We start from the raw sequence: 13,445 nt of genomic DNA, 5'->3' as shown, positions 1-13,445 counted from the left end.
TTAACTATCAGTCAAAATGTTTCCCAATTCGTATCTTGTTCAATGCTCTGGCGCGGATAGGATGCGCTCGGGGCTGCAGGTAATCGTGTATCGCGCGGTTTTGTCGAGGCCGGACGTGACGCAAGACGGAAAGTCGATACCGACTGCGTTAAGCGACTGGCCTGTTCTTCAAGAGCGGCCGCTGCGGCAGCTGACTCCTGTACCAAAGAGGCGTTTTGCTGCGTAACACGATCCATTTCAGAGACCGCGAGCGCAACCTGATCAATCCCCCGGCTTTGCTCGTCAGATGCCGAGGCAATCTCGCCCATAATGTCTGTCACCCGCGTCACGGCATTGACGATATCGTTCATCGTTTCCCCGGCGCTTTCTACCAGTACAGAACCGGTATCCACGCGGGAAACGGAATCTTCAATCAACGCTTTGATCTCTTTTGCCGCCTGCGCACTGCGGCTTGCCAGATTACGCACTTCGCCCGCCACCACAGCAAAGCCGCGGCCTTGCTCACCGGCGCGCGCCGCTTCAACCGCCGCGTTCAGTGCGAGAATGTTGGTCTGAAAGGCAATACCATCGATGACGCTGATGATGTCGGCGATTTTCTTCGAGCTATCGGCGATTTCGTGCATGGTGTTCACCACGCTATCAACCACTTTGCCGCCATGCTGCGCGGTATCGGACGCGCTTTTCGCCAGTTGCGAGGCCTGACGCGCGTTGTCCGCGTTTTGCTTCACGGTTGCGGTCAGCTGTTCCATGCTGGCTGCGGTCTCTTCCAGTGCAGACGCCTGCTGTTCCGTACGAGATGAAAGGTCAGTGTTTCCGCTGGCAATTTCGCTGGTACCGGAATAAATCGCATCAGAGCCTTCACGCACCAGGGTGACGGTTTCCGTCAAGGAGCGCTGCATATGATCAACCGTACTGGCCAGCTCGCCGATTTCGTTACGGCCGCTAACAGCGAGAGTTGCGGTCAGGTTACCGCTGGCGATTTCCCGAATATGGGCAATGACACGGGACAGAGGATTAAGCAGGGTATGACGGATGCCGTACCAGACCACCACCAGAATCAGCACCAGCACGACGGCCAACACGCCAAGCTGCCATTGGGCGAAATGGTAATCCCGCGCGCTTTGATCAAATGCCTGGACGTAAAGCTTTTCGCTAACGCTGGCGTACTTGCCCAGCGCCTCGCCGAGCGCGTTTTGCATTCCCTGCGTAGGCTGCGCGAAGTAGGCGTCCATATTGCCGCTTTCCAGAAACTGAACCAGTTCTGCCAGGGCAGCATGGTACTGCTGATATTTTTCCTCGACGTTGCCGCTGGCTTCTGCCATTTCCGGCAACGGTGTGATGTTTTTAAATTTTGCGTAATGCGTTTCGGCCTGCGCCAGCGATGCTTTCGCATTCTTCAGCAGATCGTTTTTAGCGCTGCTTTGCTGGTTAGACGCATCCATCATCATGCGCGCAGAAGAACGGCTTAAATTGATTCGTGTCTGCAGCATCAGATCCCATGTTGAGGTGAGTTCACTTTGCTGCTGTCGAAGATCGTTAGAAATAACAAAACTTTGCTGATTCTGCTGCAATGAAGAAAACAACAGACCACCGGAAACAAGCTGTAGCAGTGCGAAAACCCCCAGCACCATCATCAGCATTGTGACAACGCGGATACGGTTAAACATAAGGCACCTTCCTGAAAACGAGTTATCAACGTTATCGGCACTCGCTGAGATAACTTTACGTTTGCGAAAAGGAAATCCTGAAGGGATGTGAAGCCTGGCGAGGGGAAAATAAAACGGGTGCGCAGCAACCACAAATCATTCACATAAAAACACCATAATTATCATGTAAATAACATTTATTTTCATCGATGAGCACGGCCAGAATGGCCGAAGTACGCATTTTTGTGTGATTGAGATCACACATACGCATCGTAAATACCACAACAAAATGGATAAAAAATTAAAAAAAGTTGTATCCGCTTACGCTTTAATCCAATTTATATGATGAATACCTCGTTACCACTTAATAAGTATAAAAAATGAGTAACCGATCAATAAATGTTAAATCCTTACTGAGGGCTTTTTAGTGGCAAATGCAAACAAACTCACGTTGTTTATCGTGATCTTCATGCTGGCGGGGATCCTGTCGGGTGCGGTGATCCACTCTTATGCCTCCCCCGGCGTTGTGACCGCCTGGGCCGATAACATTACGCTTCTTACCGACATCTTTTTACGCCTGATTAAAATGGTGATCGCGCCTTTAGTATTCAGCACCCTGACAGTTGGTATTATGCGCCTGGGAGAAACGTCCACCATCGGGCGCGTGGGCGGCAAAGCGATGATCTGGTTTATCAGCTCTTCTATATTGTCTATCCTGGTCGGTCTGTTTGTGGTTTCCCTTGAGCAACCTGGCAGCGGGCTGAACCTGGCGATCCCGCTGGAAGCCACCGACACCGGCCTGGCCGTGGGCGGCATGAGCCTGAAAGGTTTTCTGACGCATACCATTCCAACCAGCATCGCCGAAGCGATGGCTAACAATGAGATCCTGCAAATTGTGGTGTTCTCAATGTTCTTCGGTATTGGTGGCGCATCGCTCGGAGAGAAATTTAACGCTCCACTGGTTGCCGCGCTGGATGTGGTTTCCCACATTATGCTGAAAGTGACCGGCTACGTGATGTACGTTGCGCCGCTGGCTATTTTTGCCGCCATCTCTTCCGTCATCTCCACCCAAGGGCTGGGGATCCTGCTTAACTATGCGTCGTTTATCGGCGGCTACTATGTGGCGATTTTGCTGACCTGCCTGGTTCTGCTGGCTGTGGGATATGTCATGCTGAAAAAAGAGGTATTTCGCCTGGTGAGCATGCTGAAAGACCCGGTTTTGGTCGCATTCACCACCAGCAGCTCTGAGGCCGCTTATCCGAAAACGCTGGAGCAATTAACTAAATTTGGCTGCTCACCCAACATCGTGTCATTCGTGCTACCTATCGGTTATTCGTTTAACCTGGTCGGTTCCATGGTCTATTGTTCATTTGCCTCTATGTTTATCGCGCAGGCCTATAACATCCACCTATCCTTCGCAGAAATCACCGTCCTGATGCTGACGCTGATGCTGGCGTCCAAAGGGATTGCCGGTGTGCCGCGTTCAGCACTGGTAGTGTTGGCTGCAACCATCCCGAGCTTTAACATTCCGGTCGCCGGGATCCTGTTGCTGATGGGAATTGACCACTTCCTGGATATGGGACGTTCAGCAATCAACGTATTAGGTAACGGGATTGCAACGGCGATGCTGGCGCAGGATGAAGGTTTACTGGAAGAAGAACCCGAGCTGGTTGAGCGGGAAGCGTAAGAGAGAAATCTGCCGGATGCGCTACGCTCATCCGGCCTGCAACAGCAATCATTGTAGGCCGGATGAGTTATGGCGATTATGCGACGTGGGAAGCGGCAATATCCAGCAGCGCCATTTCTTCGCTGTTCAGCAGCTTCTCAATGTTGACCAGAATCAGCATCCGGTCACCCAGCGCACCCAATCCCGTCAAATATTCCGTTGACAGCGTGACCGCAAACTCCGGTGCCGGACGGATTTGATCCGTTGTCAGCGACAGCACATCCGAGACGCCATCTACCACAATGCCAACCACCCGCTGACCCAGATTCAGCACGATCACCACGGTGTTTTCGTTGTAATCCACATCGCTCTGGCTAAATTTCACGCGCAGGTCGACGATAGGCACAATCACACCACGCAGGTTTGTGACACCTTTGATAAACGCTGGCGTGTTAGCGATGCGCGTCACCTGATCATAACCACGGATTTCCTGCACTTTCAGGATATCGATACCGTACTCTTCATCCCCCAGCGTAAACACGAGGAATTCCTGACCTGACGGTTCGCCGGCCAGTTTAGTTACATTACTCATACCGGTCATATTATTCCCTTCTCACTCAATCAGGCGGCTGTGATCGCCACACGTTGTTCGCGGTTTAACCCCTGCAATGCAGAGACATCGACAATCAGCGCGACGCTGCCGTCGCCGAGGATCGTTGCAGCAGAAATACCTGGCACTTTGCGGTAGTTGCTTTCCAGGTTTTTGACCACCACCTGGTGTTGGCCAATTAACTGATCCACCAGCAGCGCATAGCGACGCCCTGCACTTTGTAAAATGACCACTATGCCCTGAGTCGCTTCAGTTTTAGCGCCTTCAACCTCAAAGACTTTCCACAACTCAACCAGCGGTAAATATTCGCCACGCACTTCCAGAACGCGCTCTCCTCCGGCCAGCGGATGGAGATCTTCTTCGCGCGGTTGCAGCGATTCCATAACGGCATTCAGTGGCAGAATGAAGACCTCATCGGCCACACGCACGGACATCCCGTCGAGGATCGCCAGCGTCAGCGGCAGCAGAATGCGAATAGTGGTCCCCTGTCCCTGTTTAGACTGGATCTCAACATGGCCGCCCATCTCCTGGATATTTCGCTTCACCACATCCATACCCACGCCGCGTCCGGAAACATCCGTCACCTGTTCGGCGGTCGAAAAGCCTGGAGCGAAGATCAGCATACCCACTTCGTCATCGCTCATGTTTTCGTGGATCGGCATGCCCTGAGAGACAGCTTTAGCCAGGATACGTTCGCGGTTCAGGCCAGCGCCATCATCGGTCACTTCAATACAAATATTCCCGCCCTGATGCTCCGCGGAAAGCGTCAGATTGCCGATTGGGCTTTTGCCGGATTCAAGGCGTTTTTCCGGCAATTCGATACCATGGTCGAGGCTGTTACGCACCAGGTGCGTCAACGGATCGATGATGCGTTCAATCAGGCTCTTATCGAGTTCGGTTGAGCTACCTACCTGCGTCAGCTCGACCTGTTTACCCAGCTTACCGGCCAGATCGCGCACCAGACGAGGGAAACGGCTGAACACGTACTCCATTGGCATCATACGAATCGACATCACCGACTCTTGCAAATCTCGGGCGTTACGTTGTAACTGACCCATACTGGTGATGAGATCGCCATGATTGACAGGATCCAGTTCGTTAGAGCGCTGGGCCAGCATCGACTGGGTTATCACCAACTCGCCAACCAGGTTAATAAGCTGATCAACCTTTTCAACCGCTACGCGGATACTGGTCGACTCGCTGGCGCGGGCGGGTTTTTCACGTTCCGCGCGGCTATGTGGTGCTTCACTGGTGGTAGCTTTCACCGCAGGTGCCACAGCAACCGGCTGCGGCTCAGTGACAACAGCTACCTCTTCAGCTTCAGCTGCCACAGGCGCTGCGCTGACGGTTTCGAATTCAATTTGGTCAGCTTCAATGACAAAGCAAAGCACCGCGATGATGTCATCTTCTGCGAGGTTGCCATCAAGCGTTGCTGATAACGTGTCGCTTCCTTTTACCACATCGGTTAAGGTCGCCAGATTCCCCAGTTCCTCTTCCAGTAAATCCACTTCGCTGGCTTTCAGGCGCGAGAGAGTAATGCGTTTTTTGCTCTCTTCACTGGCGGGTTCAGGCTTTGCAACCGCCTCTTCCTGCATCGCGGCGCTGTCAACAACGCTAAGTTTTGCTGGGTTGACAACTGCCGGTGCGGTTTCACCTTTCGCTTCGAGCGCTAACTGCCGTAACGCCTGGCAGATATACTCAAAACTGTCGGCATCAGGCTCCACTGAGCTTTTATAGGCGTCGAGCTGTTCCTGCATAATATCTTTCGTTTCCAAAAACAGGTTGATAATGTCGGCATTGAGCTGCATCTCGCCACGCCGCGCTTCATCCAGCAGGTTTTCCATCAGATGGGTCGTTTCCTGCAAAATGGTAAAGCCGAAGGTGCCCGCCCCGCCTTTAATCGAGTGCGCTGCACGAAAAATGGCATTCAGCTGTTCGGAATCTGGGGCTTCAGGAACCAAATCAAGCAGGTGTTGCTCCATATCAGCCAACAGTTCGTCAGCTTCATCAAAAAATGTCTGATAAAAATCGCTAATATCCATGCTCACGCTATCACCTCGGATTGGCTGGTGGCGATGTGGGAACGCTTACCGGCGGGAGTTCCGCTGGCCGTTGTAAGACACTTACCGGCTCATTCTGGCTTTCAGCGTTTTCATGCAAAATGGCCTCTTCTGCCTGCTTATTGAGAACCAGCAGGCTAATACGGCGGTTGATAGCGTCTTCAGGACCGCGATCGCTCAGACGCATCGTGGCGGCCATACCTACCACACGTAATACTTTTCCATCATCCAGACCGCCGCTAACCAGCTCGCGACGCGATGCATTTGCGCGATCGGCAGACAATTCCCAGTTGCTGTACCCTTTCTCACCATTCGCGTAAGGGTAATCATCCGTGTGACCGGAAAGGCTGATCCGGTTAGGGATCCCGTTGAGCACTGGTGCAATCGCGCGCAGGATATCGCGCATGTACGGCTCAACTTCAGCGCTACCGGTCTTAAACATCGGACGATTCTGACTGTCGATAATCTGTATCCGCAGCCCTTCCTGAACTAAATCAATCTTTAAATGCGGACGCAGCGCTCGCAGTTTGGGATCGGATTCAATCAGTTGATCGAGATCGCCGCGAAGTTTGCTCAAGCGGCTCTGTTCCATACGTTTTCTCAGGTCATCAATATTCGGCTGTTTGTTCACCTCGCCCTGCTGCTGGGTGTAATCATCCCCGCCGCCTGGAATCGGGCTTTGGCTATTCGAAATACGATTTCCCCCGGTCACTGCGGTGGCCAGCGGTGTACGGAAATATTCGGCAATCTGGATCAATTCTTTAGGGCTGGAAATAGAAATGAGCCACATCACCAGAAAGAAGGCCATCATCGCGGTCATAAAATCGGCGTAGGCGATTTTCCACGAGCCATGCGCCCCACCACCGTGATTCTTATGCTTGCGTCGCTTTACAACGATAATGGGATGGGCCTGATTTTTCATGCGTCCTCGGTCGTCTGTTGCGCAGTTGGATTTCTCACCGCACGAACATGTTCTTCCAGTTCGATAAACGAAGGACGTTCGCTGGAATACAGTGTTTTACGACCAAATTCAACGGCAATCGGCGGCGCGTAACCATTCAGATTGGAGAGCAGCGTTATCTTCACGCACTGCATCATTTTGGTTGTTTCAGCGCTTTTCTGTCGCAGAACGCTGGCAAGCGGAGAAATAAATCCATAGGCCAGCAAAATACCGAGGAATGTTCCCACCATCGCATGCGCTATCAACGCACCCAGCTCTGCTGCTGGGCGATCGGCAGAAGCCAGCGCATGCACAACCCCCATAACGGCCGCGACGATCCCGAATGCCGGTAGTGAGTCGCCGACCATCGCCAGACTATTCGCCGGGACTTCAGCCTCACTCTCATGAGTCTCAATTTCTTCGTCCATCAGCGCTTCAATTTCAAACGTATTCATGTTGCCGCTGATGATCAGGCGCAGATAATCGACAATAAAATCAAGCATTACAGCATCCGCAAGAATGCGCGGATAGCTGGCGAAGATTTCACTTTCTTTTGGGTTTTCGATGTCGCGCTCAAGCGAGAACATGCCCTGTTGACGCGACTTGGCCATCAGGCGATACAAGAGCGCCAGCAGATCCATATACATCGCTTTGGTGTATTTCGAACGACGGAAAAGCAACGGGATCGCTTTCATCGTCCCTTTGATGGCTTTCCCGTTATTGCCGACGATGAATGCCCCAATACCCGCACCACCGATAATCACCAGCTCAGCCGGTTGATAGAGTGCCCCAAGGTGTCCGCCGGTCATCATGTAACCGCCGAAAACTGTACCAATAACAACCAGGTAACCTAATAAGATAAGCACGACATCATCCTTTCGCAATTGACTATGACAGGATGCGCAGTCGGGCAATTAACGTAAGGTCAGGACAAAAAAAAGCAGCGGTAATTGCTTACCGCTGCTGGAGTGTTCATCCACACCGTATCAGTTAAACAGCCTGTTCGATCTGTTCATCCAGCAGTTGTGGAATAATATCGGCAGCATTCTGGGAAAGTTTACGTCTTTTTACGGCCCGTGATGGCGGTTGGCATAAACTACAGGCAAAGCTGCCTGCGGGTTGGTGTGCGTGGGTGATAAAATTCCCACCGCAGCAATTGCATTGGGACAACTCCAGCAATCCGCTGTCGACAAATCGCACCAGCGTCCACGCGCGGGTTAACGCCAGCAGTGGCCCTTCTTCAGGCTGCGGGCACTGCTCAAGATATAACCGATACGCCTTGATCACGGCATCCACGCCGCTACAGAGACCCGTTTTGAGCAAGAATTGCCATGCATTGCAAAACATCGACGCATGAATATTTTGTTCCCACGTCATAAACCAGTCGGTGGAAAACGGGAGCATCCCTTTTGGCGGAGGACTACCGCGTAATTCTTTGTACAGCTTGATTAATCGACCACGGCTTAATTGCGTTTCGCTTTCCAGCATTTGCAAACGGGCGCCCAATGTGATTAATTCCATTGCCAACTGGATATCACGCGCTTCCTGAACAATGCTTTTTTCGCTCATCATCAAGCCCTTTTCTTACGTGCTGCATCATCGATGTCGCTTAACAGGCGTGTTGAAAGCATGATACCAGTATGAATTTGCTGAAGATCGTCAACGCGGGAGTCTTGCGTCAGGCGAGTAACAGTCTGGTGATCGTCGAAACGGAAATGACATACCAGCTGGTTTGTTTCGGCCAGTTTGACCATTTGAGGAAGTGTTAATGTTGCCAACGTGTCCGCCATTTCCTCGCTGATACCAAGGCGAAACATCGCAGATGCTTTGTCCTGAACGATCAAACGCTGTGCAAGCAATAAATATGACAAATTGATGTCATAAATGTGTTTCAGCAACTCGGATGTATGCATTATTTGCATCCATAATAACCAACATTGTTTTCATGCGGTAAAACCGCACCCCGTGATGTCGCCGGGAAGGCCCGGTAAAAAAAAGCAAAAGGTCAAATACATAGCAGCGTGACGACACTTACGCGTTGTCTAAACATTCCCTTTTAAGAAGGCAGCGTCCCTTACAAGCTCACATCAATTCTTACAAATGTCTAAGATTTTTCCTAATTCGACGCAACTCTACCCGCCGTCAGTTACACATACAACGGAGCTATGCTGCGAATTTAAAGAATATGTGATCAAGATCACATAAACCAGCCAAACACTTAACATAAATCCATCAGCGTAGCTTTTACTTTGCTTATTTTTTACTCTGCCATCATCCATTTCAATTCCTGATGTACGAATATTCTTGCAATAAAAGCGAATAGTATTTTGTTCACATCCGTTAATATCACGCCGTGAAATAGCGAGCTGGATCACATATTTAACTCAAAAAACTTTTTTAATTAAATTCTTTATAAACAATAAGTTAAATATTTAGAGTGATTAATTAATACCGCGATGTGACGACCTTGCAAATGTTAATATATGTTTAATTTCTATTAACACATTGTTTTCATTAGCAGTGGGTTTCACTTAAGTAACTTGAACATATCTGCAACTAATATGAATCGATTATTCTATTTATAAGAATAATTAATGAATAATCATGATGACATTCACACTATGAAGGAAGGAAACGTTGCAGTATGGAGTAAGCTGAGTAAAGCTGAAAAGCCCTCTCATAATTCTTGAAAAAAAGGAGCGAGTTATGAGCTATTCGCACATTCTTGTTGCTGTTGCCGCCACCCCTGAAAGTCAGCAGTTGTTAGACAAGGCGGTTTCTATCGCTCGCCCTGTCAACGCCCGAATTAGCCTGATTACACTGGTCTCAGACCCCGAACTGTATAACCAGTTTGCTGCCCCCATGCTGGAAGACCTGCGTGAAGTCATGCAGGAAGAGACTCAGGATTTTATCGACAAACTTAGCAAAGAAGCAGAATACCCCATTGAACATACCTTTATTACCTATGGGGCTCTGAATGAACATATCCTGGATGTATGCCGCAAACACGCCGTTGATCTGGTCATTTACGGCAACCATAACCACAGTTTTTTTTCGCGCGCTGCCTGTTCAGCGAAAAGCGTGATTCATACCAGCCAGGTGGACGTTCTTCTGGTTCCGCTAGCTGGAGATTAATCCACGGTGCCACGACTTCATGCGAGTTTAGAACAGGAAGAGATATTGTCTGGCAGTTGGCATTGACTCCGACGCGGCGTGACCGTTTTAAGATCGCAAATGAACGTCGCCTGCCAGTTGTCGATATCGTTTTTAACGATAGTCTCAAGCATTTCAGCGTGGCGCGAGATACGTTCGGTAAGTGGCATCGTCAGCGCCTGGTTTAATGCGCCTGCCACTTCATCCCGGTCATAAGGATTAACAATCAGCGCGGAGGTTAGCTCGTTCGCCGCCCCGGCAAATTGCGATAAAACCAGCACGCCAGGGTTAGTAGGATCCTGTGCGGCCACAAACTCTTTCGCCACCAGGTTCATACCATCGCGCAACGGGGTCACCAACCCTACATCCGAGTAGCGGAAGATCTTCATCAGCAATTTACGATCAAAATACTGGTTCAGATAGTAAAGCGGCGTCCAGCCCAGTTGCCCATATTTGCCGTTTATTCGCCCTGCCTCTGTTTCCAGTTGGTGGCGAATATCCTGATAGGCCTGCACCTCTTCACGCGAGGTCGGTGCTATCTGCGTATAGCGAATTTTACCGTGGTGCTGCGGATAATGTTCCAGTAAGGCCTCATAGGCCTGAAAGCGCTCCGGCAAGCCTTTGGAGTAATCCAGACGCTCCACGGAGAAAATATTCTGCACATTTTTAAGCTCCGCTTTTAGCTGTGCCAGTTTTGGCGGCAGCGGACCGGACGCCTGTCGAGCAATCTCATCCGGTTCAATACCGATGGGATAGACCTGAGTGCGAAACGCTTTTCCCCATGCCTGGTGGTGCTTATCTTTATGCGTGGTCACCCGAGTCTGGGCTGCGAGACAGTCCAGAAAAGCCTGACGATCGTTTTCGGTCTGGAAACCAAGCAAATCAAAATCACACATTTGCTCAAGCAGCGCCAGATGTGGCGGGAGCGCATTAAAAATTTCCGGCGTCGGAAACGGAATATGCAGGAAAAAACCGATGCGATTACGCACGCCGCGCTTACGTAACTCGCAGGCAAACGGCAACAGATGGTAATCATGAACCCAAATAATGTCGTCATCGCCAAGCAACGGCAGAAGTTTATCCACCAATAAGGCATTAACCCGTTGGTAGCCTTCCCAGGCAGAGCGCTGAAACTGAACTAAATCCAGTCGATAGTGAAACGCGGGCCATAAAACCGCATTTGAAAACTGGCAGTAATACTCTTCGTAATCTTGCTCACTCAAATTAAACGAGGCCCAGGTGATATTGCCACGCGTGACCTTTTTTAACGGTTTATCCTCATTACCTGTATCACCACTCCAGCCAAACCATAAACCACCAGCAGCTTTTAACGCGCCCAGTACACCGACCGCGAGCCCACCCGCGCTCCCTTTGTCATCTGGTGAGGCGATACGATTAGATACTACGACTAAACGACTCATAGCCACCTCTTCTGTTATTCGTTGCTTTCGGTTCTTGCTGCGAAGAGTTATTTTTCTCCAGCCAGCGCCAGACATCCCTGACGCCATCCAGACGCCATGTTGCCTGCGTCGGCCCGCTCCCTACCTTTACAGAAATACCGCCAGCGCGGTTAACTACAGCAAACCCTGTTTCATCTGTCAGATCATCACCGAAAAACACAGGGATCCGGCCAGCAAAAGGCGCTTCCTGCATAAATGCAGCTATCGCGTCGCCTTTATTGCTGCCCTTAGGCTTTATTTCCACGACACATTTTCCGTGCTGCAGAGCAAGCTGCGGCCATCTGCGCGTGATGCCTTCAGCCAGGGTAACCAGCGCCGCTTCGTGTTCGGGTGCCTGGCGATAATGCAACGCGAAGGCCATGCCTTTGGTTTCAAGTGTTGCCCCCGGTAACGTCACCAACGCTGCGTGTAATAACGCCCCGGCTTCACGTTCGATACCTTCAGGCAGGTTTACTATGTGCGTCTGACCATTGATGTCACGGCGTTCTGCCCCATGTACTCCGGCAAGCGGAAAACGAAACGGAGTAGTGAGTGCGTCAAGCTCAACCATTGAGCGCCCTGAAATCAATGCCAGCGCATCCGCATTCTGCGTCGCTAACTGATGTAGACATTGCAGGATTGTCTTCGGGACAACGACCTGGTCGGGAAAGGGTTTAATCTCAGCAAGTGTCCCATCGAGATCAAAAAAGTAAGCACAGTTTGCAGATTGTTCAGGGGGTAAAGTCAGTGATGCTGTCACCCGGTTATCCTCCTCATCATGGTCAGAACGCCACGCGGATCGCGGCATATAGATGATGTATGACGGATATAAGTATAGACAGTGTGACCATGCTCGCCATTTGAAAAAACAATCGCCAGCCGGGTAGCGGCTGGCGACGGGCAGAAGCTAGACTAAAAAGTTGGGGTTTAAATCATCAAACGGTACGCTTCGCTTTTTGCTTATAACGGTCGAAGATCACCGCCGCCAGCAGGATGAGGCCACGTACCACATACTGCGCGAACGGAGAGATATTCAGCAGGTTCATCGCATTCTCAACTGTACCCAGGATCAGCACCCCGGCCACCACATATGAGATTTTTCCGATGCCGCCTTTAAGCGAAACGCCCCCTAACACGCAGGCCGAAATAACGATCAACTCATAACCGATTGAGGTCATTGGCTGGCCGCTGGTCATACGCGATGCGAGGATAATCCCGGCAATGGCGGATACCAGACCGGAAAGAATAAAGATAATAATCTTGGTGCGAACAACCGGAACCCCAGCCAGGCGCGCCGCCTCTTCATTGCCCCCAATGGCCAGGGTATTACGCCCAAACGTGGTTTTGTTCAGCAGTAAGCCAAAGACAATGAAACAAACGACCGTGATCCAAATAGGCGCCGGCAGACCAAACCAGTTAGCATAGCCGAGTGTGAAGAAACGCTCGTCTTCAATCCCGACTGCCTTACCGTCGGAGATAATATAGGCCAGACCACGTACAATCTGCATTGTCGCAAGAGTAGTGATCAGGGCGTTAATTTTTAACCGCGCAATCACGAACCCATTGACCAGGCCACACAGAATTCCGAGCAGCAGTCCGGCAGCTACACCAATCCACAGACTTTCGGTCATGTTAATAACTACGGCAGTGGTAACACCAGCACAGGCAATCACAGATGCGACAGACAGGTCGAAATCACCGGATGCCAGGCAAAACAGCATCCCGCAGGCAACCATACCCGACATCGATACCGCCAGCCCTAACCCCTTCATGTTGATGAAAGTCGCAAAGTTTGGCACAAAGAGGGAACAAACCAGGAACAGCACGGCGAACACCACCAGCATGCCGTATTGATCCCAAATGCGGCCCAGATTTAGCGCCGACTTCGCAGCACCTGAACCCGATGTAGAAACGGAAGACATCATACTCTC

At 50.8% G+C, this 13,445-nt stretch carries 12 protein-coding genes; 2 read left to right on the top strand and 10 right to left on the bottom strand.

Annotation, left to right across the window (positions count from 1 at the left end):
- Nucleotides 1-11: 11 nt before the first annotated feature.
- On the bottom strand, nucleotides 12-1,667 hold the full coding sequence (gene tar, locus OGY72_RS24480) for a methyl-accepting chemotaxis protein II (RefSeq protein ID WP_003833879.1): 1,656 nt from the start codon (nucleotides 1,665-1,667) through the stop codon (nucleotides 12-14).
- 406 nt (nucleotides 1,668-2,073) lie between these two features.
- On the opposite strand from tar, the gene OGY72_RS24475 reads away from it, so the two are divergent.
- On the top strand, nucleotides 2,074-3,333 hold the full coding sequence (locus OGY72_RS24475; RefSeq protein WP_003833882.1) for a dicarboxylate/amino acid:cation symporter: 1,260 nt from the start codon (nucleotides 2,074-2,076) through the stop codon (nucleotides 3,331-3,333).
- A 76-nt stretch (nucleotides 3,334-3,409) separates the two neighbouring features.
- On the opposite strand, the gene cheW is transcribed toward OGY72_RS24475, so the two are convergent.
- From cheW to flhD, 6 genes are all read right to left on the bottom strand, one after another.
- Nucleotides 3,410-3,913: a chemotaxis protein CheW gene (gene cheW, locus OGY72_RS24470; RefSeq protein WP_003034638.1), complete on the bottom strand. Its 504-nt coding sequence runs from the start codon at nucleotides 3,911-3,913 to the stop codon at nucleotides 3,410-3,412.
- 20 nt (nucleotides 3,914-3,933) lie between these two features.
- A complete protein-coding gene (cheA, locus tag OGY72_RS24465; protein WP_063940886.1) occupies nucleotides 3,934-5,970 on the bottom strand; it encodes a chemotaxis protein CheA in 2,037 nt (678 codons plus the stop codon).
- Between the two features lie 4 nt (nucleotides 5,971-5,974).
- A complete protein-coding gene (motB, locus tag OGY72_RS24460; protein WP_003034631.1) occupies nucleotides 5,975-6,904 on the bottom strand; it encodes a flagellar motor protein MotB in 930 nt (309 codons plus the stop codon).
- Nucleotides 6,901-7,788, bottom strand: a complete 888-nt coding sequence (gene motA, locus OGY72_RS24455; protein ID WP_003034628.1) for a flagellar motor stator protein MotA — start codon at nucleotides 7,786-7,788, stop codon at nucleotides 6,901-6,903. The genes motB and motA overlap by 4 nt, the downstream gene beginning before the upstream one ends.
- Before the next feature lie 124 nt (nucleotides 7,789-7,912).
- Nucleotides 7,913-8,497, bottom strand: coding sequence for a flagellar transcriptional regulator FlhC (flhC, locus tag OGY72_RS24450; protein WP_008785071.1), 585 nt, complete (start codon nucleotides 8,495-8,497; stop codon nucleotides 7,913-7,915).
- Entirely contained in the window at nucleotides 8,494-8,835 is a 342-nt protein-coding gene (gene flhD, locus OGY72_RS24445; RefSeq protein WP_003034622.1) for a flagellar transcriptional regulator FlhD, read from the bottom strand. Before flhD ends, flhC begins: the two co-directional genes overlap by 4 nt.
- A gap of 793 nt (nucleotides 8,836-9,628) precedes the next feature.
- Between flhD and uspC the strand changes: the two genes are divergently transcribed.
- Nucleotides 9,629-10,057 carry a universal stress protein UspC gene (uspC, locus tag OGY72_RS24440; protein ID WP_063940887.1) on the top strand — a complete coding sequence of 143 codons (429 nt, stop codon included), beginning with the start codon at nucleotides 9,629-9,631 and terminating at the stop codon, nucleotides 10,055-10,057.
- Nucleotides 10,058-10,074: 17 nt separating this feature from the next.
- On the opposite strand, the gene otsA is transcribed toward uspC, so the two are convergent.
- The 3 genes from otsA to araH all read right to left on the bottom strand — a co-directional run bounded on the left by otsA (nucleotide 10,075) and on the right by araH (nucleotide 13,436).
- Nucleotides 10,075-11,496: an alpha,alpha-trehalose-phosphate synthase gene (gene otsA, locus OGY72_RS24435; RefSeq protein WP_200921453.1), complete on the bottom strand. Its 1,422-nt coding sequence runs from the start codon at nucleotides 11,494-11,496 to the stop codon at nucleotides 10,075-10,077.
- Nucleotides 11,471-12,322 (bottom strand): trehalose-phosphatase, encoded by an 852-nt coding sequence (gene otsB, locus OGY72_RS24430; protein ID WP_502873464.1) that lies wholly within the window; start codon nucleotides 12,320-12,322, stop codon nucleotides 11,471-11,473. Before otsB ends, otsA begins: the two co-directional genes overlap by 26 nt.
- A gap of 127 nt (nucleotides 12,323-12,449) precedes the next feature.
- Nucleotides 12,450-13,436 (bottom strand): L-arabinose ABC transporter permease AraH, encoded by a 987-nt coding sequence (araH, locus tag OGY72_RS24425; RefSeq protein WP_003034609.1) that lies wholly within the window; start codon nucleotides 13,434-13,436, stop codon nucleotides 12,450-12,452.
- Nucleotides 13,437-13,445: the final 9 nt, after the last annotated feature.

Source organism: Citrobacter sp. Cpo221, assembly GCF_030332345.1.
GTDB lineage: Bacteria > Pseudomonadota > Gammaproteobacteria > Enterobacterales > Enterobacteriaceae > Citrobacter > Citrobacter portucalensis.
The sequence above is the reverse complement of the archived record's forward strand: the minus strand, read 5'-3'. Positions and strand labels throughout refer to the sequence as shown.